Annotated in this window: 18 protein-coding genes; 4 read left to right on the plus strand and 14 right to left on the minus strand. The window is 71.9% G+C overall.

Features of this window, described 5'->3' with window-relative positions:
* Nucleotides 1–92 precede the first annotated feature (92 nt).
* From ggt to BLU27_RS25850, 7 genes are all read right to left on the minus strand, one after another.
* On the minus strand, nt 93–1739 hold the full coding sequence (gene ggt / locus BLU27_RS25820) for a gamma-glutamyltransferase (RefSeq protein ID WP_092658297.1): 1647 nt from the start codon (nt 1737–1739) through the stop codon (nt 93–95).
* A 5-nt stretch (nt 1740–1744) separates the two neighbouring features.
* Nucleotides 1745–3559 carry an ABC transporter substrate-binding protein gene (locus BLU27_RS25825; protein WP_172805037.1) on the minus strand — a complete coding sequence of 605 codons (1815 nt, stop codon included), beginning with the start codon at nt 3557–3559 and terminating at the stop codon, nt 1745–1747.
* 112 nt (nt 3560–3671) lie between these two features.
* Nucleotides 3672–4997: an aspartate aminotransferase family protein gene (locus tag BLU27_RS25830; protein ID WP_092656191.1), complete on the minus strand. Its 1326-nt coding sequence runs from the start codon at nt 4995–4997 to the stop codon at nt 3672–3674.
* Between the two features lie 182 nt (nt 4998–5179).
* A complete protein-coding gene (locus BLU27_RS25835; protein ID WP_092656192.1) occupies nt 5180–5971 on the minus strand; it encodes a GNAT family N-acetyltransferase in 792 nt (263 codons plus the stop codon).
* Between the two features lie 50 nt (nt 5972–6021).
* On the minus strand, nt 6022–7209 hold the full coding sequence (gene ftsY / locus BLU27_RS25840; protein ID WP_092656193.1) for a signal recognition particle-docking protein FtsY: 1188 nt from the start codon (nt 7207–7209) through the stop codon (nt 6022–6024).
* An 80-nt stretch (nt 7210–7289) separates the two neighbouring features.
* A complete protein-coding gene (locus tag BLU27_RS25845) occupies nt 7290–8675 on the minus strand; it encodes a sensor histidine kinase (RefSeq protein ID WP_241827639.1) in 1386 nt (461 codons plus the stop codon).
* Between the two features lie 4 nt (nt 8676–8679).
* The gene (locus BLU27_RS25850) at nt 8680–9351 is read right to left on the minus strand and encodes a response regulator transcription factor (protein ID WP_092656194.1); all 672 of its coding nucleotides are present in this window, start codon (nt 9349–9351) and stop codon (nt 8680–8682) included.
* Between the two features lie 167 nt (nt 9352–9518).
* On the opposite strand from BLU27_RS25850, the gene BLU27_RS25855 reads away from it, so the two are divergent.
* From BLU27_RS25855 to BLU27_RS25865, 3 genes are read left to right on the plus strand one after another with little or no spacing between them, the layout of a single operon-like run.
* On the plus strand, nt 9519–10667 hold the full coding sequence (locus BLU27_RS25855; RefSeq protein WP_172805038.1) for a LolA family protein: 1149 nt from the start codon (nt 9519–9521) through the stop codon (nt 10665–10667).
* A 31-nt stretch (nt 10668–10698) separates the two neighbouring features.
* Nucleotides 10699–11688, plus strand: a complete 990-nt coding sequence (locus BLU27_RS25860) for an ABC transporter ATP-binding protein (RefSeq protein WP_241827640.1) — start codon at nt 10699–10701, stop codon at nt 11686–11688.
* Nucleotides 11675–12553 carry an ABC transporter permease gene (locus BLU27_RS25865; protein ID WP_092656195.1) on the plus strand — a complete coding sequence of 293 codons (879 nt, stop codon included), beginning with the start codon at nt 11675–11677 and terminating at the stop codon, nt 12551–12553. The genes BLU27_RS25860 and BLU27_RS25865 overlap by 14 nt, the downstream gene beginning before the upstream one ends.
* A 1651-nt stretch (nt 12554–14204) precedes the next feature.
* Here BLU27_RS25865 and BLU27_RS25875 read toward each other — a convergent pair.
* From BLU27_RS25875 to BLU27_RS25890, 4 genes are all read right to left on the minus strand, one after another.
* A complete protein-coding gene (locus BLU27_RS25875; RefSeq protein ID WP_092656197.1) occupies nt 14205–15212 on the minus strand; it encodes an adenylosuccinate synthetase in 1008 nt (335 codons plus the stop codon).
* A 94-nt stretch (nt 15213–15306) separates the two neighbouring features.
* The gene (locus BLU27_RS25880) at nt 15307–16155 is read right to left on the minus strand and encodes a TrmB family transcriptional regulator (RefSeq protein ID WP_092656198.1); all 849 of its coding nucleotides are present in this window, start codon (nt 16153–16155) and stop codon (nt 15307–15309) included.
* Between the two features lie 82 nt (nt 16156–16237).
* Nucleotides 16238–16807, minus strand: a complete 570-nt coding sequence (locus BLU27_RS25885; protein ID WP_092656199.1) for a methylated-DNA--[protein]-cysteine S-methyltransferase — start codon at nt 16805–16807, stop codon at nt 16238–16240.
* Between the two features lie 273 nt (nt 16808–17080).
* Nucleotides 17081–18046 carry an LLM class F420-dependent oxidoreductase gene (locus tag BLU27_RS25890; RefSeq protein WP_092656200.1) on the minus strand — a complete coding sequence of 322 codons (966 nt, stop codon included), beginning with the start codon at nt 18044–18046 and terminating at the stop codon, nt 17081–17083.
* 198 nt (nt 18047–18244) lie between these two features.
* Here BLU27_RS25890 and BLU27_RS25895 point away from each other — a divergent pair, with 198 nt between their 5' ends.
* The gene (locus BLU27_RS25895) at nt 18245–19138 is read left to right on the plus strand and encodes a dihydrodipicolinate synthase family protein (protein WP_157728805.1); all 894 of its coding nucleotides are present in this window, start codon (nt 18245–18247) and stop codon (nt 19136–19138) included.
* Here BLU27_RS25895 and cydC read toward each other — a convergent pair.
* From cydC to cydB, 3 genes are read right to left on the minus strand one after another with little or no spacing between them, the layout of a single operon-like run.
* Nucleotides 19119–20792, minus strand: coding sequence for a thiol reductant ABC exporter subunit CydC (cydC, locus tag BLU27_RS25900; RefSeq protein ID WP_092656202.1), 1674 nt, complete (start codon nt 20790–20792; stop codon nt 19119–19121). The genes BLU27_RS25895 and cydC overlap by 20 nt on opposite strands.
* The gene (gene cydD / locus BLU27_RS25905; RefSeq protein WP_241827641.1) at nt 20789–22522 is read right to left on the minus strand and encodes a thiol reductant ABC exporter subunit CydD; all 1734 of its coding nucleotides are present in this window, start codon (nt 22520–22522) and stop codon (nt 20789–20791) included. The genes cydC and cydD overlap by 4 nt, the downstream gene beginning before the upstream one ends.
* Entirely contained in the window at nt 22519–23505 is a 987-nt protein-coding gene (gene cydB, locus BLU27_RS25910; protein WP_092658307.1) for a cytochrome d ubiquinol oxidase subunit II, read from the minus strand. Before cydB ends, cydD begins: the two co-directional genes overlap by 4 nt.
* Between the last annotated feature and the right edge of the window lie 12 nt (nt 23506–23517).

The following is a 23517-nucleotide window of genomic DNA, read 5'->3' on the forward strand; positions in this document are numbered from 1 at the left end:
ACCTTGACGTCGGCGTCAACGCCAGCACACGCGCACCGATTTCCGCGGCCTGTTCTCCCGGTGGATTCCGCCGGTGAGTTCGGGCGGTGAGCTCACAGGCCCAGTGCGGATCCTTCGGTACGCGGGTCGCTGCCGCCGGTGAGCACTCCCGTCACCGGGTCGCGGGCGATCACCTGGGCGCCGCTCTCCGCACTCCAGTCAGCGTCGACCGACACGTCGTGCCCGCGTTCGGCCAGCGCCGCGGCGTACTCCGCACCGACCCGGCCCTCCAGCGTCAGCGTGAACCTGCCGTCCTCCCCCGCCGACGGCGAGCTGATCCACAGCGGTTGCTCCACCGACTGCTGCGGGTCGAGACCGTGGTCGAGCAGCCCGGTGATCACCTGGAGGTTCCACTGCGGCTGCCGGTCGCCGCCCGGCGTGCCGCCGACGATGGCCATCCGGCCCTCCCGGTCGGCGATCAGGTAGCAGTTGAGCGTGTGCATGGGCAGCTTCCCGGGCGCGAAGACGTTGGGCGAGGCCTCGTCGAGGGAGAACGCCTGGCAGCGGTTGTTCAGCAGGACACCCGTGTCACCGGCGACCAGGCCGCTGCCGAAGTTCGCGGCCACGGACTGGATCAGCGACACCATCATGCCGTCGCGGTCGGTGACGCACAGGTAGGTGGTGTGGCCGGGGTCGAACGTGCCGGCGGGCACGTCGTGCCGGGCCTCGCGCCCGATCAGGCTCGCCCGCTCGCCCGCCCAGTCCTTCGACAGCAGCCGCTCCACCGGCGAGGGTCCGAACGCCGCGTCGCCACAGCAGTGGGCGTACCGGTCGGCGAACGCCAGCTTGGTCGCCTCCACCAGGAGGTGGGTGCGTTCCGGAGAGGCGGCGCCGAGGTCGGCGAGGTCGAAGCGTTCGGCGATGTTCAGCGCCTCCAGCATCACCAGACCCTGGCTGGGCAGGCAGGTCTGGAACACCCGGTGGCCTCGGTACGTCGTGGACAGCGGAGCCGACACGTCGGTGTGGTGGTCCTTGAAGTCCGCGGCGGACAACGCGCCGCCGGCCTGGGCCATGAACGCACCGATCCGCTCGGCGATCTCGCCCTGGTAGAAGACCTCGGGGCCACCGGCGGCCACCAGCTCCAGGGTGCGCGCGAGGTCGGGTTGCGCGAGCACGCTGCCGGGTGCGGGCGGCGTTCCGCCGGGGAGGAACACCCGGGCCGAGGACGGCGCCGCGGCCAGCAGGTCGGCGAACTTCGTGATGAAGCCCACCAGCACCGGCGACACCGGATGGCCGTGGGCGTAGCCGATCGCGGGCTGGGCGAGGTCGGCGAACGTTCTGGTGCCGTGGCGTTCGAGCAACGCGAACCAGCCGTGCACCGCACCGGGCACCGTCACCGACAGCGGACCGCGGCCCGGCAGGTGCACGCCGTCGCCGGCCTTCCGCATCGACTCCAGGCTCGCCGCACGCGGCGCGATTCCGCTGCCCTGGAAGGACGTCACGGTGCCTTCGGGGCCGGTTGCCTCCGGGTCGTGCACCAGCGCGAACAGGTCGCCGCCCAGCCCGCACATCTCCGGCATCACCACCGCCGCGACCAGCGCAGAGGCCACCGCGGCGTCCACGGCGTTGCCGCCTCCGGCGAGCACCCGCAGTCCGGCGCCGGTCACCAGCGGGTGGGCCGAGGCCACCATCCCGCCCTCGGCGAACACCGGGGCGATCCGGCGACGGGGCCAGGCGAACCCCGCGCTCGCAGTGCTCATCGTGCTCACCGTGCTCCCTTCGCGGGCCGGAGGCGTCCGGCGTACAGCAACATGATCGTGAAGTTGTCGGCGTACGGCGAGTTCTGCAGCAGCGGATCGCCGTCGGGTGGCCAGGCGGTCACCCGAACCCCTTCCAGCGCAGGGTTGTTGCCGTACCGCTCGAACAACGGGATCATCGGCAACAGCTCGTTGAACGCCAGGCCGAGGGTGGTGACGGTGGCGCGTTGTGCCGCCTCGTCGAGGCCCTCACCCGCCTGGATCACCAGCCGCTGCAGGTCCACCGGGCCACGCACCTTCGTGCGCTGCCGCAACTCGAATCCCATCCCCCGGCCGCCCTGGTTCGCGGCCACCGGAATGTTGTGGATGAACAGGTCCTGGACGAAGGCGAAGTGCGGGTGTGGGTGCGCCGACGTGCCCCACGACTGGATGGCCAAGGAGAAGTTGCCCTTGTCCACGTCGATCGGCTGTTGTGACTCGGTGACCCCGCGCGGGGTGACCCTGACACCGAAGTCGGACAGCTGGCGCGCGACGTTCTCACCCGACGCCGACCAGTCGGCGTACTCCGCCGGGAAGGTGATCTCGTACTCCGCCGGCCTGCCTTGTGGCGTCAACCACCGCTTGCCCTGGCGCCGCCACCCCGCACCGGTCAGCAACCCGGCCGCCTTGTCCTGGTCGAACTCGTAGGCGTTCAGCCGGCCGCGGTCGGCTTCGGACATCCACTGCGGTACGAGGTTGTCGGAGAACCCTGCCAGGTAACGCACACCCCGGCCCGACCGCGCCAGCGAGACCTTGCCGTTGAGGTCCCGGTCGATCGCGTGCGCCAGTGCCTGCCGCGCGGCCGGGTCGGCGAACTCCGGCAGCCGGACGAGGTTGAACAGCAGCGCGGGCCCGGAGTAGACCGGTGGCCGGATGATCCGGAAGCCCTTCTTGACAAGCTGTTTCTCGGTCGCCACCGGGAAGCCGTGGGTGGCGTAGTCGAGACGTCTCGCGAGGACGACCGGCGTGATCGTGGTCGTCTCGCCGTTGTGAACGATCACCTTGTCGAAGGCGATCTTGTTCGCCGCGTACCCCTTGGGGTTCTTCACCAACGTCAACTGGGCGTTGGTGATGGTGTCGTAGTCGTAGTCGAACGGGCCGGACACGACAGCGCGTTCGGGCCGGAACGCCTGGAACTCCTCGTTCAGCTGCTTGCCCTCTGGAGTGTCCAGGTCCTTTCCGGACCCGAAGAGCCGCTGCGCGCGGCGCGCCCACGGGCCATAGGTCGCGTCCGCATGCAGGTGCTGGCGCAGGACGTAGCGCTCCACGACGGTCGACGGCTTCCTCATGGTGAGTACGACGGTCCGGTCATCCTGCGCGCGTACGTCGTCCAGGTAGTCCCACAGCGAGTTCCGCATGATCCGCAGGCACCAGAAGGTGGTCAGGGCGTCCTTGCTGGTGATCGGCCTGCCGTCACTCCACTTCAGCCCGGACCGCAGCGTGCAGGTGAAGGTGCGAGCCGCCTCGTCGACCTGCCACTTCTCCAGCAGCATCGGTTCCCACTTCTGCTCCTTCCACCGATACATCGCGCCCGGGGCGAGGATCAGGTCGAGGTAGAAGTGGTCACCGAGAATGGCGTCGGTCACGCCGTCCATCAGGTTGAAGTGGCCCTTGGGCGGTACCTGGTACGCCGTTCCACCGTGGAACTCCGTGGGCGCACCGGCCGCGCCGGGCTCGCCGTCCTGCCGGCACCCGGCCAGCGCCCAGGCACCCGCGCCGGCACCCATGGCGGCCAGGAGGTCCCGCCGGGTCAGGCGAGGAGTGTGAGCGGGAAATGAGGGCATCTGATGATTGTCGCGGCGGTACGCCGGCCGGCGAAAGCGTCGCGTGGCCCGCAGTCCTCGATAGGACAGGAGTTTCCGGATCCGGATGACCTCGGATGACCGGCGTGTTACCTCAGACCAGCGCCTCGTACACCCGCCCGATCGCGTCGGAGGCGATCGCGAGCCCCTCCTCGGCCTCGTCCTCGGTGAGGGTGAGCGGCGGCCCGATCCGGATCACGTTTCCGTGCAGACCGCCCTTGCCGACCAGTAGCCCGCCGCGCCGGCACTCCGCCAGCACCATCGCCGCAGCCCGCGGGCTGGGCGTGTCGGTGCCCGGCTCGACCAGCTCCAGGCCGATCATCAGCCCCTTGCCGCGTACGTCACCGACGATGTTCGTACCGTCGGCGAGCGCCCGCAGCCCGGACATCAGCTTCGCGCCGAGCTTGGCGGCGTTGGCCTGCAGGTCGTGGGCGAGCAGGTAGTCCAGGGTGGCGTTCGCGGCGGCCATCGCCAGCGGGTTGCCGCCGAACGTCGACAGGGAGCTCGCGTTCAGGCCGTCCATCAGGTCCGCGCGGGCGACCACGCCACCGATCGCCAGCCCGCCCGCGGCACCCTTGGCGAACGTCAGCACGTCGGGCACCACGTCGTGTGCCTGGTAGCCCCAGAAGTGCTCCCCTGTCCGGCCCCAGCCGGTCTGCACCTCGTCGGTCACGAAGTGGATGCCGTACTCGTCCAGCACCTGCTTCATCGCGCCGTACAGCCCGTCCGGCGGGGTGGCGAACCCACCCACGCCCTGGATCGGCTCGGCGATCATGCATGCCACGTCGCCGGCGGTGGTGGTCTGGATGACGTCGCGCAGGTCGTCCACGCACGCCTCGATGTAGTCGGCGTCGGACAGGTGGCGGAACGGGCTGCGGTAGCGGTACCCACCGTGCACGTAGCTCACGTGGACCGGGGACAGCGAGCTCGTACCCCAGCTCCGGTTGCCGGTGATCGCGACCGTGGCGAACGCGCGGCCGTGGTAGGAGTTGCGCAGCGCCAGCACCTGGTTGCTGCGCCGGGCGTGGGTGGTGAGCAGCAGCGCGGCCTCGTTGGCCTCCGTACCGGAGTTGACGAAGAACACCTTCGCGCCGGGGATGCCGGACAGCTCCGCGACCCGTTCGGCGTACTCCACCTGGGCCCGCCCGAGGTAGGCGGTGGACGTGTGCACCACTCCGGTGTCGAGCTGGCGGCGGACTGCGTCGTTGATCTCGGGTACGCCATAGCCGAGGGAGTTGCTCAGGATCCCGGCGAAGAAGTCGAGGTAGGTCCGGCCGTCGCCGCCGGTGAGCCGGCGCCCCTGCCCGCCGACGATCTCCAGCGGGTCGTCGTAGTAGAGCGCCTGCCAGTTCGGGAGCACTGCGCGGTGCCGGGCGAGCAGGTCGCCGCCTCGCTCGGTGGCCCGGTCGGTGCTGGTCATCGCCACTCCTCCTGCGTCGGTGGGCTCGCCCACCAGTGCGGGCAGGCGAGTCGCCTCCGACCCAGGCTAGGCCTTTCCCAGCACCGCGTGGGCAGCTGCGTCCTGCCGCCGCGCCAGCGTCTCCCTGTCCGGGAGTACCTCGTCGGACTCCGTCCCGGTGTAAAGGAGGCGGCGCCGCGCTGTCAGCCGTCGAGGGCGACGTAGATGTCCAGGCCGGCGACCTCGGTGAAGCCCAACCGCGTGTAGAGGCGGGCGGCCTCCTCGGTCTCGGGGTTGAGGTGGGCGAGTGTCGCGCCACCGCCGAAGCCCCAGGTCAGGATGTCCGCGGTGAGCGCGGCGCCGATGCCGCGCCTCCGGACCCCCGGAAGAACGCCCACGCCGAAGACGCCGACGCTCTCACCGCCGGGGCCGCCGGTGCGTATGCCGGTGGCCACGCCGACCGGCTCGCCGTCCAGCCGGGCCAGCACGGACCGGAAGCCGTCGGCCCCCAGTTGCGGGCGTACCCAGGCGAGGTTCTGCTCCACCGGGTCGCCGAACGCGTCCGCGTCCACGGTGGCGAAAAGTTCCGCCTCGTCGGGTCCGGCCGGGGTGATGGTGACCCCCGGTGGCGGCGCGGCGGGAGGGTCGTACGCCGGGGCCGCCAATGTCATGCACCGCTTCCGGAACAACCACCGGCCGTACCGCCACGGGGTGCCTGCCGGCACCCGCACTCCCCACGGCACGCCTCGGGGTGCGTACCACGCGCGCACCTGCTCCAGGTCGAACAGCGCCGGGTCGGTCACGTCGCCGTTGTTCCACTGCGGGTGCGGCAGGCCGGAGGCCATCACCGAACAGCCCGGCAACCGCGCGGCACCGCCTCCGGCGGCCACCCGGATCCGGCCCATCGCCTGCCAGGCGTCCGCGTGCGCCGCCCACACCCGCGTGTCCACGGGCAGGTCCGGCAGGTCCGGCCTGGTCATCCCATCGGCGGTCATCGGATCACCACCACGGTCACCACGTCGTCGCCGGGCCGGTCGCCGACTGGTCAGTCCGCGAGCAGCGCGTCGACGAACTCCTCCGGAGCGAACGGCGCGAGGTCGTCCGCGCCCTCGCCGAGGCCGACGAGCTTGACCGGCACGCCGAGTTCGCGCTGCACGGCGATGATGATGCCGCCCTTGGCGGTGCTGTCCAGTTTGGTGAGCACGATGCCGGTGACGTCGACCACCTCGGCGAACACCCGGGCCTGGGTGAGGCCGTTCTGCCCGGTGGTGGCGTCGATGACCAGCAGCACCTCGCTCACCGGCGCCTGCTTCTCGATCACCCGCTTGACCTTGCCGAGCTCGTCCATCAGCCCGGTCTTGGTGTGCAGCCGGCCGGCGGTGTCGACGATCACCACGTCGGACTCCTGCTCCACCCCGGCCTTCACCGCGTCGAACGCCACACTGGCCGGGTCGCCACCCTCCGGGCCACGCACGGTGGGTACGCCCACCCGCTCACCCCAGGTCGCCAGCTGGGCGACCGCGGCGGCGCGGAAGGTGTCCGCGGCGCCCAGAATGACGTCCTTGTCCTCGGCGACGAGGACCCGGGCGAGCTTGCCGCAGGTGGTCGTCTTGCCGGTGCCGTTGACGCCGACGACGAGCACCACGGCGGGGTTCGTGGCCGTACGGTCGGCGTGCACCGAGCGGTCCAGATCGGTGCCGACGAGGTGCAGCAACTCTGACCGGAGGATCTCCCGCGCCTGCTCCGGGCTGGCGACACCCTCGACCCGCACCCGGGTGCGCAGCCGCTCGACCAGCTCCTGGGTCGGGCCCACGCCGACGTCGGCGGACAGCAGGGAGTCCTCGATCTCCTCCCAGGTGTCCTCGTCGATCCGGTCCCGGGACAGCATCGCCAGCAGGCCCTTGCCGAGCGCGCTCTGCGAACGCGCCAGCCGGGAACGAAGCCGGACCAGGCGGCCCTCGGCGGGTGCGGGCCGCTCCAAGGTGGGCGTGGGCGGCTCGACGAGATCGAGTTCCTCGGTGGGCGGAGCGGGGGCGCCGGTGCCGGTCGGGCGTTCGGCGGTCGTGACCGGGCCCTCCGCCTCGGACTCCTTCTCGGCGGGCGGCGAGATGGTGCCGGCGCCTCGGTCCGCCTGCGGCGGCAGCTCACGGCGGCGGACCCTGGTGATCAGGAACGTTCCGGCGGCGCCGAGGGCGATGACTGCGATGACGATGGCTGCGACGACGTACTCCACGATCGTTCATCCTCCCAGACCCGGCCGGGAACCGCCGACGCCCGGGGTGGTCACAGCCGGTCACCACCCAAGGGCGCTGGTCAGACCCGGTCCGCAGCGGGCAGCCGTACCTCGGCCCGTACGCCGGGACCCGCGTCGGCCAGCGTCACCGTGCCGCCGTGGAGGCGGGCCAGCTCCCGCACGATCGCCAGGCCCAGCCCGCTGCCGCCGTCGTCGCGGGCCCGGGCGTCGTCCAGCCGGGTGAACCGGCCGAACACCCGCTCCCGGTCCGCGGGCGCGATCCCGGGCCCGTCGTCGGTGACGGTGATCAGCACGCCCTCCCCCGGGTCCTCCACCGCGACCCGTACCTGGGTGGTGGCGTGCCGGACGGCGTTGTCGGCCAGGTTGGCGATCAGCTGCCGCAGCGCGCCCGGCGTGCCGCGTACCCATCGGGCCTCGGGCGCCTCCACCTGGACCGGCACCCGCGCGCCCGCGTACCTGCCGGCCAGCTCCTTGGCCAGCGCGGCCACGTCCACCCGCTCGGCCGGCGGGGGCAGGGCACCCTCGTCGGCGCGGGCCAGTAGCAGCAGGTCGTTGGTCAGGTCGGCCAGCCGGTTCAGGTCCGTCAGCAGGTCGGTGAGCAACTCCGGCTGCGAGCCGGCCCCCGGTGCAGGCGTGTCCAGCCGGACCGCGACCTCCAGCTGGGTACGCATGCTGGCCAGCGGGCTGCGGAGCTCGTGCGCGGCGTCGGCCACGAACGCCCGTTGCCGCCGCCGGGTCGACTCCAGCCGCTCGAGCATGTCGTTCAGCGTCACCGCGAGCCGGTGCACCTCGTCGTTGCCGGCCGGCACCGGCAGCCGCCGCGCCGAACTCGTCCCGGTGATCTCAGCCGCGCCCCGGCGCAGCGTCTCCACCGGAGCGAGCGTCCAGCCGACCACCCGCCAGGCGACCGCTGCCAGCAGCCCGACCAGGATCGGGAACGCCACCAGCAAGGTCCCCTTGACGACGCCGATCGATTCGGCCGTCCCGCGTTCGGACACCGCCACCAGAACCGTCCGCCCGCCCGGCAACGGCTCGCCGACCACCCGGACCGCGCCGGTGATCCCCAGCTGTTCTCCGTCCACGGTCAGCCGGGCACCGCTGCGCACCGACGTCAGGTTGCCGGGCCCGAGCATCGGCACCAGCCGGTCCGCGCCCGCCGACGCCGCGGTCACCCGCCCCCGCCCGTCCACCACCTGCACGAACGACACTCCGCCGCCGACCGGAATCGGGTCGGACAACCGCCCGGCGTGTACGAGCCCGGCGACGTCGCGAGCAGTGCCGACCGCACCCTCGTCCAGGTTGCGCTGCAACGTGAACTCCAGCGTCCGGACCAGGATCAGCCCGCCCAGGGCGAGCCCGGCCGCCACCCCGACCGAGCCGATCAGGATCAGCCGGCCCCGCAGGGTCAGCCGGTGCCACCGGCGGGTCAGCCCGCGCGCGTTCACCGGTTCACCCCACGGTCACGTCGGTGACCAGGCGGTAGCCGGCTCCGCGCACGGTCTCCAGCGCCGACCGGCCGATCTTGCGGCGGAGGTAGCCGACATACACCTCGACGACGTTCGGGTCGGTGTCGTCGGCGGCGTCCCAGACGTGGTCGAGCAGCTCGATCTTGGTCACCACGTCACCGGGTCGCCGGATGAGGTACTCCAGCAACGCGAACTCCCTGGCGGTCAGCGCGATCTCCGCACCCGCCCGGGTCACCCGCCGGCTGGCCGGGTCCAGGGTGAGGTCGCCCGCGGTCAGCACGGTCGGGCGTTCGGGGGCACCGCGGCGCAGCAGGGCCCGCAGCCTGGCCACCAGCACGACGTACGAGAACGGCTTGGTGAGGTAGTCGTCGGCGCCGGCGTCCAGCCCGTCGGCCTGGTCGTACTCGCCGTCCTTCGCCGACAGCATCAGCACCGGCACCCAGTGCTGCTCCGCGCGCAGCGCGCGTACGACGTCGTAGCCGGACATGGCGGGCAGCATCACGTCCAGCACCACCGCGTCGTACCCGCCGTGCAGTGCGCGATCCAGCCCGTCGCGGCCGTCGGTGGCCAGGTCCACGACGAAGCCCTCGGCGGACAGGCCGCGCACCAGGGCACGGCCGAGCCGGGGTTCGTCCTCGACGAGCAGCAGTCGCACGCGCACCAGCGTGACACGCGCGGCGCCGCCCGGGCGAGCAGCCAGGACAGCCGCCGCACAGAATCGCTCGCGGGAGGGAGCTTCTCAGCGTGCTCACAGGCGGCACCACGCAGGATGGGGTCGACGTCCCCGCACTCCCCCGAGGAGATCTGTTGAGGAGGCCCGGCTTGTTCACGTCCCGTCCTGCCCTGCGCTGGCTGGCTCCGGCGGCCGTCCTTGCGCTGGTGCTGACCGCCGGCACGGCCGGCACCATGCTGCGAGCCGACGCGGCCGGCGCCCTGCCGTCGCGGACCGCCGCCCAGCTGCTGGTCGACCTGCAGAAGGCCGATCCCGTCCCGTTCTCCGGCACCGTGTCCCAGCAGTCCGACCTCGGGCTTCCCGAGCTTCCCGCCCTGGACGGCGGAGGCGGCAGCTCCGACCTCAGCTCGCTCGTCAGCGGCAGCCACACCCTGCGAGTGTGGTACGACGGTCCGCAGCGGTTACGCCTGGCGTTGCTCGGCACCCTGGGCGAGTCCGACGTCGTACGCAACGGCTCGGACCTGTGGCTGTGGTCCAGCCAGGACCGCGCGGCCACCCACCGCACGCTGCCGGCGAAGTCGAAGCACGCTGCTCCGGACCCGTCGAAGCTGCCCGCCGACCTGCCGAAGACGCCGCAGGAGGCCGCCGACCAGGCGCTGAAGGCGCTCGACCCGACCACGAAGGTCACCACCGACGGCACCGCCAAGGTCGCCGGCCGGTCGGCGTACCTGCTGATCCTCACCCCGCGCGACGCCTCCTCCCTGGTCGGCCAGGTCCGGCTGGCGGTCGACGGCACGCGGCACATTCCGCTGCAGGTGCAGGTGTTCGCCAAGGGATCGAGCGAGCCGGCGTTCCAGGTGGGGTTCACCTCGATCAGCTTCACCCGGCCCAGTGCCGACCAGTTCCGCTTCACCCCGCCACCGGGCACGAAGGTGACCGAAGGCGAGAAGGGCTCCGGCAGGAGGCACGCTCCGAAGAGCGTCCCAGCCAAGCCTGCGGAGCAGCCGCGGGTGGTCGGCAAGGGCTGGACCAGTGTCGTGGTGGCCACGATGCCGGCCGAGCAGGCGGCCGCGCCCGGCAAGGGCAAGCAAGGCGACCAGCCCGGTGACCGATCCGGTGGCCAGTTCGGTCAGCTCGGCCAGGTGCTGAACGCCCTGCCGAAGGTCAGCGGCAGCTGGGGCAGCGGCCGCGTCCTGAAGGGTTCGCTGTTCTCCGTGCTGGTCACCGACGACGGCCGGGTGCTGGCGGGCGCGGTGTCGCCGGACCGGCTGTACGCCGTCGCCGGGTCGACGAAGTGAGCGAGTACGAAGTGAGCGAGGGCGGGGCGTCGTGAGTGAGTCCGCGTCCGCGGTGGTGCCCGCCGACCTGGCGGGCGGGCACCACGAGGACACGCCGGCGATCCGTACGTACGGTCTGCGCAAGCGGTTCCGGTCCGGTCAGGTCGCGGTCGACGACCTCGACCTGACCGTGCCGACCGGCGCCGTCTACGGCTTCCTCGGGCCGAACGGCTCGGGCAAGACGACCACGATCCGGATGCTGCTCGGCCTCGTTCGCCCGTCCGCCGGTCGGCACGAACTCCTCGGCTGCCCGATTCCCCGGGAGTCCGCTCGTGCCCTGCCCCGGATCGGTGCGCTCGTGGAGGGTCCGGCGTTCCATCCCTACCTGTCCGGGCGTGCCAACCTGCACCGGCTGGACGCGGCCGACCGTACGGCGGACCCGGCGACCGCGCGGCGACGAGTGGACGCCGCCCTGGACCGGGTGGGACTCCTCGCGGCCGCCCGCAAGCGCTACCGCGCCTACTCCCTCGGCATGCGGCAGCGGCTCGGGCTGGCCGCCGTACTCCTGCAGCCACGCGACCTGCTGATCCTCGACGAACCCACCAACGGCCTGGACCCGCAGGGCACCCGCGAGGTGCGCAACCTCGTCGCCGACCTCGCCCGCGACGGCGCGACCGTCATGCTGTCCACGCACCTGCTCTCGGAGGTCGAGCAGATCTGTTCGCACGTGGGCGTCATGCACGTCGGGAAGCTGCTGACGCAGGCGCCGCTGGCACAGGTGCGGTCGAGCGCGCAGGCCCGGGTGGAGGTGGAGACCGAACGACCCGACCTCGCCGAGGGAACACTGCGCAGGTTCGGGTTGACAGAGCTCGCGGTGGCCGGGACGAAGGTCAGTGCTCTGATCGGTGACGTGCCGCCGGAGAAGATCGTGCCGGTGCTGGTCGAGGACGGCGTGCCTGTACGCGCGTTCGGTGTGCAGACACCAGGGCTGGAGGACGTGTTCGTGTCATTGACCGGGGAGGGCTTCGATGTCAGCGGCTGAGCCGATCGCCGGGCGGGCGAGCGCGCGGCCGCACCGTCGGGTGAGCCCGCGGTTCTTCTGGTCGGAGCTGGCCCTGCTGTTCGGCCGCCGGCGCAACTGGGCGGGGATGGCAGTGCTCTCCGCCGTACCCCTCGTCATCGCCATCTCGGTGAAGCTGTCCTCGCCGTCCTCCGGTGGCGGTGGTGGTGAGGACGGCCCGAACTTCTTCGCCGGCATCACCTCCAACGGCCTGTTCGTGGCGCTCGCCGCGCTCACCGTCGAGCTCCCGTTGTTCCTCCCGCTCGCGGTGTCGGCGATCGCAGGCGACGCGGTGGCCGGTGAGGCCAACCAGGGCACGCTGCGTGGCCTGCTCGCCGTACCGGTCGAACGCACCCGGCTGCTGGCGGTGAAGTACGCCGGGATCGTGGTGTTCGCGTTCGCCTGCACACTGCTGGTCGCGGTGGTGGGCTCGGTCGCCGGGCTGATCCTCTTCGGTGGTGGGCCGATGGTGTTGCTGTCCGGCGTCCAGGTCGGCTTCGTGGAGGGGCTGGGCCGGTTGCTGCTGGTGTGCGCCTATCTCGCGGTCTGCCTGTCCACGCTGGGCGCGATCGGGTTGTTCGTGTCCACGCTCACCGAACAACCCATCGGGGCCACCATCGCCACCGTGATCCTCAGCCTCACCAGCCAGATCCTGAACGTGATCCCCCAACTGGGCCGGCTGCATCCGTACCTCCCGACCCACTACTGGACCGGGTTCGGCGACCTGCTGCGCTCGCCGATCGCCACCGAGTCGGTGGCACCGGGGCTGTGGCTTTCCCTTGCCTACATCGCGGTGTTCCTCGCCGCGGCGTGGGCGAGATTCGCCGGCCGCGACGTGACCAGCTGACGCGGTCAGCGTGGACCGCCGCAACGGACTTGATCCGCTGCACCTTCGCCCGCGTGCGTATGGCGCCCCAGCTCGGCTGCGAGGAAGACCAGGGCGGCATTGGTGGTGACGTCGAGTTGTCTGCCGGCGGATCAGGCGGACGCGGCGGATCGACCGCCTCGTCCCCGGCTGCCTTGTCCCCGGCTGCCTTGTTCCCGGCTTCGTGGGCGGCAGTGTCGTGGACCGGGACGCCGTTCTTCGCGGCCGCCCCGCACACAGTGCACCTGGCGACCGGCGCCGGGGAGCAGTCGCCACACTCACACCAGCTGTCGTGCAGGTCGTGGTCGGGGAACCGGTGCACGGCACAGGGACCCAGCTCGCCAAGGTCGGTCTCGGGCTCGCCCTGTGCCCGAGAGTCGTCCTGCGCAGATTGGCCTTGTTCCGCATGGTCGTTTGCGGCTTCGTCCTGCGCCGCCTCGTTCCGCCTGTCACGCTGGTCAGCGGTGGCCGATGGAGCCGAGCAGTCGGTGATGTCGGCGGTGCCGGTGGCAGGGAGGCGGCGACGTCGGCGCGGAGTTGGCTGAGGGTGCGTGGGTCGCCGGTGGACTTCACGGCGCGGGCGATGGCGTCGATGTTGCCGTACGCTTCGGCGGCCTGGTCGGCGGAGAGTCCGCGGACGGCGAGGTCTGTCACCCCGTCGACTGCGGGCCAGGTCGCGACGTTCCGCCCGGTCCGCGCGGCCCGGTGCCGCTTGGCGGCCGCTTCGGGGTCGGCCTTGAGCACCTCCGCCTCGACCTTCGCCCGTAGTAGTCCTCCACGCAGTTCCAGGACCTTGGGGAAGATGGCGTCCTCGATGGCGCCCCACAGGTCGGGTTTGGCGTCGGTGATCCGGTCCACGATGGTGCGGACTTCGTTGATCTCCAGCTGCCCGGACGCCAGGGCCTCCCGCACCCGCGGGAGGCGGGGAAGGGTGGTGGCCAAAGACACGTACTGGTGCGCGCGGTAGCCGGTCCAGCCCAGCAGCGGTTCGAGGATCTCGTGTCATCTCATCCGGGATGACACTGCGCTCGGCCGGTCTATCGCTCATGCCGGGTTCGGCGTAGGCCAGCTCGTTCACATCGGACAGGCACTCAGCCTCCAGCCAGCAGATCAGCCGCCGCCGTGCCTTGATCGACTCCTCCAGCTCGAACCCGTTACACATGCTCCGATCCACCGAGGCGACCAGCACTGCCAACCGCGGACCAGCCGGCATCTCCGCCAGCCCCGCAGGCAGCACCCGACGAGGCCCGAGTTCCTCACCCGGACCGTCGTCGAAGCACTCACCGCCGTCGCTCATGTGTTCGATTCTACCGTACCTTTTCAGCTGCCGCCCGCCGGAAACCGCTTGTCCACAAGGGAAAATCCAGGAGGTCCTTAGGGCCAGCAGGCGCCGGCCTGCAGAACGACCGGTCATGGCATGCGGCCTATGACGCCCGTGCGGATCGGGAGGTCCCGCAAGGCACCTATACCTGGAACCCGGAGTTCAACGCCGTCTCCAACGCCGACTACAAAGCGGTACGTGCGCCGCCGTGAGCTGTGGCGCGATGTTGCGAACCTCCGGGTCCTGTTCCGCGCGGTGCACCTTGTCAAGCTCGGGTTGACCTGACGAGGGCCGCAGCCGTTCCTCGCAGCCTCAGCGGAGATCGATCATGTCGCTCAGACCCGGACCTGTGTCCAGCAACACCACCGGCGCACCGGTGTCGTGTTCGACCTGCTCGATCAGCGCCCGGACCGGCGCGGTGATCGCCCCGGCGTCGCGGGCACCGCGCATCGCGGGGTCCACGTGGTCGCAGAACGTCAACGCGATCTGGGTGGGCCCGTTGAGCATCGCGGCGTAGCCGAGGAGTTCCCGGTCCAGCCGGCCGGCCTTGCGCCGCGGGCGCCCGGTGACCACGCCGTACTCGGCGATGCCGCGCCGGAGCACCTCCTCCTCGGGCAGCTCGTACGGCAAGGGGCCCTCACCGACCCGGGTCGGCAGAGCCTTGACCACCATCAGCACGTCCTGCACCAACCGCCAGTTCAGGCCGACGTCGTCCATCGCCGCGGCGGCAGTGCAGTTGCCGGAGGTCGTGTAGGGGTACTCGTCACTGAACGCCAACGACAGCAGGGTTCCCTGCGATCCCTCCACGAGCACCAGACCGTCGCGGGCCACGTCGTTCACGTGCCGGGCGACGTCGGTGAGGTACGGCGCGAGGGCCGGTTCGTCACGCGCCTGCCTGGCCCGGCGGAGCACGAAGTCCGCCCGGGCGGCGCCGTTGCCGGTGCAGGTCGAACCCACGGTCGCGGCCAGGTGCGCGTCGGCGCGCTCGGCCTCGACGTGCCCGGGCTCGATCAGGGCGCAGCGCCCGTCCACGAGCACGCGGCCGTCGAGGTCGAACCTCGCCACCTCCCCGGCCAGCACGGTTGGGTCGACGAGGACGCCGGACCCCACCGCGACGGTCGTACCCGGGTTGATCCACCCGGTCGGTAGCTGCCGCGCGCGAACGAGCGTGCCGTCGTCCAGCGTCACGCTCGCGCCGGCGTTGGTGCCGACGCCGGCGCGTACTGCCAGCGGCGCCTTGTCACGTACGGCAAGGTGCGCGCACACCTTGCCCTTTCCGGAGTCTCCCCACAATGCGTCCACGATGACGACCGCACCCATGTCAACCCATCCTTTACGAGGCGTCGGAGCACACGGATTTCCGAACAGGAACCAAGAGTCCGAACAGGTACTGAGATTCCGACCAGGGATCGCACTACTCCGGCGGGAGGAGTTCCTCCACGACCGGCGCGCCCGCGCCGAACCCGACCACCGACAGCAGGGCACTGGCCTGCTCGGCGGGGAGCAACCTGGACCGCAGGTCGACCAGGTGCGGACCGAACGTCTCCTCCAGTTGCGGCCGGAGCTGGTCGTAGATGGCGGCGAGGTAGGCCTCGTCCCGGATGAGTTTCTCCACCACCCGCAACAGCGCGGGGTGCTCGGTGTGCACGGCCGCGGCGGGCTCGTCCAGGGACGCGATGAGGGCCGTCGTGGAGTCCACGGCGAGGGTGAGCAGATGCCCGCCGACAGTCTTCGCGGGCGGCTCGTGGCGGTAGACCTCGCCGAAGTCGACCGGCACGTCACCGAAGACGTTGACGACGACGTGGCAGCCCGACCGCGCGGCCGCGCGCAGCGGCGCACCCAGCCAGTCCAGGTCGTCGGCCCACAGGCAGACCGCCACCCGATCGTGGGCGTCCGCGACCAGGGCACCGGCGCGCTCGATCACCGACTCCCGGCCCTTCAGGCTCCAGAACGCGGTGGGCTGCGCCGGGCCGGACAGCGCGGCGAGGTCGGCGACCAGCGCGTCGCACCGCCGGGCGGTCTCGTGCTTGATCCGGCCCAGCACCTGAGCCGGTGGCTGGGCGAGGAACCGCGCGGGTGCGTCGCCGACCTGCTCCACGACGCCGCGTTCGGTCAGCGAGGCCAGCACCTGGTAGACGTTCGCCCGCTGCAGGCCGGCGAGCTTGGCCAACTCGTAGCCGGTCGCCGACGGCTGCCGCAGCGCCGCGACGTAGACCCGGGCCTCCTGGGAGGAGAAGCCCACCCGCACCAGTTCGTCGATCACGTGCGATGAGCCTAGACGAGACGTAGTAGTGATCGCAACTACTACGTCCCGCCCAGTGCACCGGCTCGGCTTCGCGACAGGCTCAGGCGGCGCGGACCCGGCGTTCGAGGTCCAGCAGGAACTGCTTGCGTTCCAGCCCGCCGCCGTACCCCGTGAGACTTCCGGACGCGCCCACCACCCGGTGGCAGGGCACGATGATGCCGATCGGGTTTCGGCCGTTGGCCAGTCCGACGGCCCTGGACGCGGCCGGCCTGCCGATCTCGCGGGCGAGTTCGCCGTAGCCCCGGGTCTCGCCGTACGGGATGGACCGCAGTCCGGCCCACACCTGCTGCTGGAACGCGGTGCCCACCGGCGCGAGCGGTACGTCGAACTCGCGAAGGCGACCCGCGAAGTACGCCTCCAGTTGCGCGGTGACCTCCTCGAACCCGTCCGGGTCCGGGACGCCGAACGTCTCCTGGCCGGGCCGGTGGCGCTGGTCGGACATGTAGAGGCCGGCGAGCACACCGTCGGTGGCGACCAGCGTGAGCGGCCCGACCGGACTGTCGACCCTCGTGTGGGTGCGCCGCCCGGCTCCCGGTGTCGCGGGACGGGACGCGGCCGCAGCGGTCGTCGCCCTCACGTCGGCGGGCGTGGCGGTGGTGGAAGTACGCATGGATCCCTCGCCTCGGTTCCTCGTTCGGTACAGGTGGTGCCGGTGGCCGGCCCGATCACCGCACCCCGTCAACCTAACCTTTCCCCCGGTCCGATCCTGGCGGGAATCCGACATCGTGGTGGGCCCGGGCGGGCAGCAGGCCGGTCGCGAGACCGGTCGCGTTTTCCGAACCGACAAGGCGAACGGGCCCGCCTCCTCCGCCGTGGAAGGAAGCGGCCCGTTCGAGCAACCGTGACGAACCGCTGCGGACAGCGGCGGACAGCGGCGGATCCGTCAGCTGAAGCGCGGGATGACCTCGTCCGCGAACCGCTGCAGCGGCTCGTGGTCGTAGGCGACACCGGGGATGTAGGTGATGAGGTAGTCCGAGCCGGCCTCGACCAGCGCCTCGACCTTCGCCGCGATCTCGTCGGCGGTGCCCACGACGTTGGCGTCGGCGAACTGCTCGTAGCTCTGCCGGCCGCGGGCCTTCGCGGTGGCCTTCTCCGGGTCGGCGCCGGCCTCGATCGGGAACACGTTGAGGCTGGTCGACTTGATGATCGAGTCGTAGTCGCGGCCCAGCTTGTCGCAGTGCTCCTTCAGCACCGAGGCCTTGTGCTTGAACGCCTCGGGGTCACCGCCACCGATGTTGGCCGCGTCGCCGTACTTCGCGACCAGCTTCAGCGTGACCTTCTCGCCACCGCCACCGATCCAGAACGACGGGTGCGGCTTGCGCGCGCCCTTCGGCTCGTTGTACGGCTTGTCGATCGAGTAGTACTTGCCGTTGAAGACCGGCGCGTCCTCGGTCCACATCTTGTAGATGAGCTCGGTGGCCTCACGGAACGCACCCATCCGGTCCCGCAGCTCCGGCCACTCGTAGCCGTAGGCTTTCCATTCGTGTTCGTACCAGCCCGCGCCGATGCCGGCGTACAGGCGGCCGTGGCTCGCGACGTCGACCGTGGAGGCGATCTTGGCGTACAGCGCCGGGTGACGGTAGCCGTTGCAGCCGACCATCTGGCCCACGTTGACCCGCTGGGTGTCGCGCACCAGCGTCGAGGTGATGGTCCAGCACTCGAACGTGGTGTTCTGCGTGGGCTCGGGCACCGTGTGGAAGTGGTCGTAAACCCAGATCGAGTCCCATGGTCCCGCGTCGGCGGCCTTGGCGACGGCGGTCATCGCTTCGTACTGTTCGACCGGATCGGAGATCTCGGTCAGGTCCATCCGCCAGCCTTGGGGTACGAACACACCGAAACGCATGGTCATGCGAACTGTCCCTTCGTCGTGTCCGCTTACCGGACACCTCGCTTCGGACCTTACCGAGAGCCGACGAACGATCGGCGACGCCCGTGTGGCCCCGCAGCGGAGCACGACCGGTATCGGACGCGAGGCCACCGGTCCGCGTGCACAACCAGGGTGCACCGACCACGCACGATGACCCGACGACGACGGAACGGACACCTCATGCCCGACGCAACGCCCGACCCGGTGCCCGGCCTTCAGGTGATCACCGCGGCGCCGACACCGTTCGGTCACGACCAGTCGCTCGACGTCGCCGGGGTTCGCACCCTGCTCGCCCACGTCGCGACGTACGGCGTGAACGGGGTGCTGGTCGCCGGTACGAACGGCGAGTTCGTCGCGTTGTCCGACGCCGAACGCCTCGCCGTCGTGGACGCGGCGCTGGAGGTCTGGCCGGACACGGACGGCGTCTACGCCCACGTCGGGGCGGCGACGACGTACCAGGCCGTGGCACTCACCCGGGCGGCGGTCGGGCTCGGGGCACGCAAGCTCGCCGCGCTCACGCCCTACTACCACCCGGCGAGCCGCCAGGTGGTGCTCGACCACTTCCGAACCGTGGCAGACGCGGCCGGCGGAGCGGCGGTGTACGCGTATCTCTTCGAAAGTCTCACCAACACCCGGGTGGACGTGGAACTCCTGGCCGAGCTGGCAACGATCCCAGGCCTGGCCGGGGTGAAGGTCAGCGGGCAGCCGGTGGACGCGGTGGCGGCCTACCGCGCGGCCCTGCCGCGAGAGTTCGCGGTCTATTCAGGGGCGGACATCGACCTGGCCCGGATCCACCGCATCGGTGGCACCGGCGTCGTCTCCGGTGTCTCCGCGGCCTTCCCGGGACCGTTCCTGGACTTGGCCGCGGCGGTGCGGGCCGGTGACGCGGTGACCGAGCAGCGCGCGCAAGCCGAGGTTGACACGGTGGTCGACGCGCTGTCCGGTGGTACGGCGAGCCTGAAGGCCGCACTGGACCTCCTGGGGTTGCCGGCCGGTCCGGTGCGGGTCGGCGTCGACCCGCCGTCCGCGCAGGAGTACGACCACATCCGGCAGCTCACCGAGCGGCGACGGTAGGCCCCAGGTCCAGCACCTCGTCCACCAGATCGGCGGGCACCGCGCGGTGGGTGACCAGGATGACGGTGCGGTCGGCGGTCGCGGCGAGCAGGTCGCGGGTGAGCGCGGTGGCGTCGGGCTCCGCCAGGTGCTCGGTGGGTTCGTCGAACGCCACCACCGGGGTTCCGGCCAGCAGGCACCGGGCCAGCGCCAGCCGTTGGCGTTCGCCACCGGACAACCGCTCGCCGTGTTCGCCGACCCTGGTGTGGATGCCGGCTGGGAACGATTCCAGCCGGTCCAGCAGCCGGGCCCGCTCCAGGGCCTGACGTACGTCGGCGTCGTCGGCGCCGGGCCGGGCCAGCCGGACGTTCTCGGCGAGGGTGGTGTCGAAGATGTGGGCGTCCTGGGCGCACAGGCTGACCACCGTACGCACGTCGTCGGTGGCGAACCGGCGTACGTCCACACCGTCCAGGCTGATCCGGCCCCGGCCCGGCTCCACGAACCGCACCAGCGCCTGGGCGAGTGTGCTCTTGCCGCATCCGCTCGGCCCGACCACGGCGATCCGCCGGCCGGGTGGCAGGTCCAGGTTGACACCGGTGAACACCCACGGCGCGTCCGCCGACCAGCGCACCGCGAGATCGTCCACCCTCAGGTGGTGCGGGCCGGGCGGCAGAGGCAGTGGGTGCTCGGGTTCGGCGACCGGCTCTGGCGCCGACCGCAGCTGCGTCAGCCGGGCCAGCGCCGGACGTGCACGCGTGGCGCCCAGCGCCGCTGCCGGGATCGGGGCGAACACGTCGGCCAGGGCCAGCGGGACCAACGCCACCACGGCCAGCAGCACCGGGTCCAGCCGGCCACCGGCGACCGCGGGAACCCCCACCGCGAGGCCCACCCAGCAGGCCGCACCGACCGCCAGCACCAGGCCGGCCGAGCCGAGGCCCGCGCTCCAGGCCGACCTGCGCTCGGCCCGCCGAAGCCGTTCCGTGCCGGCACGCACGTGCTCCAGCACCGGGCCGGTCGCACCGTAGGCCAGCAGGTCCGGTGCTCCGTCGAGGAGTTCGGTGGTGGCGGTGGCCAGCCGACCGCGCTCGGGAGCGACCGCACGCTCGGCCGCGCGGGCGGACCGGGCCACCAGCCACGGCACCACGACCAGAGCCAGTCCGACGCCCACCGCGGTCGCCACCCCGGCGGCCGGCAGGACCAGCCCGAGGAACACCGCCGTGGCGGCGCCGGTGATCCCTGCGGCGGCCACCGGCAGCGCGACCCGCAGGATTACGTCCAGCACCGCGTCCACGTCGGCGACCAGCCGAGCGAGCAGGTCTCCGGACCGGAACGCCGACAGCCCGCCGGGAGCCAGCCGTTCCAGCCGGCGGTACGCGTCCGCCCGGACGTCACCCAGCAGCCGGTACGCCGAGTCGTGCGCGAGCAGCCGTTCGACGTAGCGCAGCACACCCCGGCCGAGCCCGAACGCGCGCACCGCCACGATCGCGACCATCAGCACCAGCACCGGCGGATGCTGGGCGGCCCGCGAGATCAGCCACGCCGACGTGGCCAGCAGGGCGACGGCACTGGCCGCCGCCGCGACGCCCGCGGCCGCGGCGAGGAGCAGCCGGGCCCCGGCCCTGCGGGTGTTCCTGGCGATGCGGAGACCCTGCACCACGCGGGTCGTTCTGGTCATGCGAGCGCTCCGGCGAGGGGGCGACCGGGCCGGGAGGTGGGGGGCGGTCGCAGAGGTACCTCCACGACCCGGTCGGCAAGTGGGAGAAGCGCCTGACGGTGCGTGACCACGACCGTGGTGACGCCCCTCGTCCGCAGCCGGGCGAGTTCGGCCCTGACCTGCTCCTCGGTTGCGATGTCCAGTCCGGCGGTGGGTTCGTCCAGCAGCAGCAGGCAGCCGCGGCCGGACGCCAGCCGCCGCTCCACTCGGGCCAGCGCGCGGGCGAGCGCGACCCGGCGAACCTGCCCGGCGCTCAGACCGGCGCCGCGCTCCCCCACCGGCCGGTCGGCGTCCAGATCAGCGGCACCGGCGCGGGCCAGGAGGGCCGCGACCTGGCTCCGGCCGGCTTCCGGGTCGCCGATCCGGACGTTGCCGGCCACCGTTCCGGCCAGCAGGTAGGGACGTTGGGGCACCCAGGCGACGCCGGCCCGCCAGGCCGCCGGGTCGACGCCGGCCAGGTCGCGCCCATCCGCGAGCACCTGCCCGGACACCGGGGCCACGAAGCCGAGCAGGCCGGCCAGCAAGGTGGACTTGCCCGCGCCACTCGGCCCGGCGACCGCCACCGTCTCCCCCGGCCGTACGGTCATCGTCAATCCGGCAAGGGCAGGCGCGTCACGGTCGGGATAGCGGACCTCGAGGTCGCGCACCGTCAAGGTGACCTTGCCCGGGTCGACCGAGAGATCACCGCGATCGGGCAGCGGAGTCTCCAGGACGCGGAACGCCTCCTCCGCCGCGGCGAGCCCGTCGGCACTGGCGTGGAAGTGCGTACCCACCATCCGCAACGGCAGGTACGCTTCCGGTGCCAGCACCAGCACCAGCACCGCGGTTCGCAGGTCCAGCTCACCCTCGACCAGCCGCAGCCCGATCCCGACCGCGACCAGTGCCACCGACAGGGTGGCCAGCAGTTCGAGGACGAGCGCGGACAGGAACGCGATCCGCAGGGTGGCCAGCGACTCCCGCCGGTGCTCGTCCGACACCTCGCGCAGCGCCCGCGCCTGGGCCTTCGCCCGGCCGAACAGCTTCAGGGTGGGCAGACCTGCGACGACGTCCGCGAAGTGGTGCGCCAGCACGGCCAGCGCCCGCCACCGCCGCCTGGTACGTGCCCTGGTGGCCAGCCCCACCAGGACCATGAAGACCGGGATCAGTGGCAGGGTGAGCGCCACGATCACCGCGGAAACCGGATCGGCGGTGAACAGGCACACCACGACGGCGGCCGGGACGATGGTGGCGAGCACGAGTTGAGGCAGGTAACGCGCGAAGTAGCCGTCCAGCGCGTCCAGGCCGGACGTCACCAACGTGGTCAGCGCGGCCCGGCGTTCGGTGCCCAGCCAGGACGGCCCGAGCTCGGCCACGTGCTCGGTGATGCGCTGACGCAAGGTCGCCTTGACGGCGGCGGACGAGCGCTGGGCGGCGACCTCCTGCCCCCAGGCGAGCCCGGCCCTGGCCGCGACGACAAGTCCCAGCAGGGCAAGCGCCCATCCGTACCCCGCTGTCTGCGTCGTCCCCCCACGCCCACCGGAAGCACCGTCGAACACGCCGCTGATCACGTCGGCCAGCAAGGTGGCCTGGGCGATCACCAGACCGGCCGTCACCGCACCGATCCCGGCGGTCAGCCCGACGTACACCGCACTCGCCCGGGCGTACCGCAGCAGCCGCGGATCGAGCGGACGCACCGTCGACGACGCGCTCATCCGGCCACCCGCCTGCGGAAGACCCAGTACGACCAGCCCTGGTAGGCGAGCACGGCCGGCAGGGTCACCAGCCCGGCCACGGTGAGGACACGCAGCCCGTACGCCGGGGAGGCCTCGGTCAGCACCGTGAGGTCGTGTGCCCGGCCGACGGTGGACGGCATCAGGGTCGGGAACGCCGAGCAGAAGATCGCCACCACCGTGGCGCCGACCGCTGCCGTGGTGCCGGCGAACGCCCAGCCGTCGTGGCGCAGGACCACCCCGGCGACCACGCCGAGGGCCGCCACCGCACCGACCAGGTCCACCCACCCGGACAGCCCGCCGGCAGGGCCCGCTCGCAGCGCGGTCCACAGCCAGAACCCGCCGCCGAGCAGGACCGCCGGAACGCTCGCGACGGCGAGTGCCCGGCTCGCGCGGGCGCGCAGTTCACCGGTCGTGCGCAGCCGCAGGAACGCTGCACCGTGCAGGAGGCACAGGGCGAGCAACGCGCACCCACCCAGCAGGGCGTACGGATGCAGCAGCGCGCCGAGGCCGCCGACGAGCACGCCGCGTCCGTCCAGCGGAAGGCCCCGGGCCGCGCCGGCCAGCGCGACGCCCCACGCCAACGGCGGGAGGGCCGAGCCGACCGCCACCCCCAGATCGCACCTGCGGCGCCAGCGGTCGTCGTCGTGCTTGCCGCGGAACTCCAGTGCGACTCCACGCAGGATGAGCGCGACCAGGATCGCCACCAGCGGGAGGTAGTAGACGCTCGTCAGGGTGGCGTACCACCCCGGGAACGCCGCGAACATCGCGCCGCCGGCCACCACGAGCCACACCTCGTTGCCGTCCCAGACGGGCGCGATGGTGGACAGCAACTTCCCTCGCTCGGCTTCGTCGCGGCCGAGCACGCGGGCGAGCACTCCGACTCCGAAGTCGAAGCCCTCCAGGACGAAGTAGAGCGTCCAGAAGAAGACGATCAACCCGAACCACAGCGTCGGCAGGTCCATCATTGCGGCCCT

Origin of the sequence: Actinopolymorpha singaporensis (genome assembly GCF_900104745.1) — a bacterium.
Classification (GTDB): Bacteria; Actinomycetota; Actinomycetes; order Propionibacteriales; family Actinopolymorphaceae; genus Actinopolymorpha; species Actinopolymorpha singaporensis.

Bases quoted from the DNA above. Each gene is read 5' to 3' on its own strand.
- cydB (WP_092658307.1), bottom strand. From the start codon at position 23,505: ATGGACCTGCCGACGCTGTGGTTCGGGTTGATCGTCTTCTTCTGGACG.
- BLU27_RS25865 (WP_092656195.1), top strand. From the start codon at position 11,675: ATGTCAGCGGCTGAGCCGATCGCCGGGCGGGCGAGCGCGCGGCCGCAC.
- cydD (WP_241827641.1), bottom strand. From the start codon at position 22,522: ATGAGCGCGTCGTCGACGGTGCGTCCGCTCGATCCGCGGCTGCTGCGG.
- BLU27_RS25830 (WP_092656191.1), bottom strand. From the start codon at position 4,997: ATGACCAGCACCGACCGGGCCACCGAGCGAGGCGGCGACCTGCTCGCC.
- BLU27_RS25825 (WP_172805037.1), bottom strand. From the start codon at position 3,559: ATGCCCTCATTTCCCGCTCACACTCCTCGCCTGACCCGGCGGGACCTC.
- BLU27_RS25835 (WP_092656192.1), bottom strand. From the start codon at position 5,971: ATGACCGCCGATGGGATGACCAGGCCGGACCTGCCGGACCTGCCCGTG.
- BLU27_RS25875 (WP_092656197.1), bottom strand. From the start codon at position 15,212: ATGGGTGCGGTCGTCATCGTGGACGCATTGTGGGGAGACTCCGGAAAG.
- BLU27_RS25895 (WP_157728805.1), top strand. From the start codon at position 18,245: ATGCCCGACGCAACGCCCGACCCGGTGCCCGGCCTTCAGGTGATCACC.
- ggt (WP_092658297.1), bottom strand. From the start codon at position 1,739: ATGAGCACTGCGAGCGCGGGGTTCGCCTGGCCCCGTCGCCGGATCGCC.
- cydC (WP_092656202.1), bottom strand. From the start codon at position 20,792: ATGACCAGAACGACCCGCGTGGTGCAGGGTCTCCGCATCGCCAGGAAC.
- BLU27_RS25885 (WP_092656199.1), bottom strand. From the start codon at position 16,807: ATGCGTACTTCCACCACCGCCACGCCCGCCGACGTGAGGGCGACGACC.
- BLU27_RS25890 (WP_092656200.1), bottom strand. From the start codon at position 18,046: ATGACCATGCGTTTCGGTGTGTTCGTACCCCAAGGCTGGCGGATGGAC.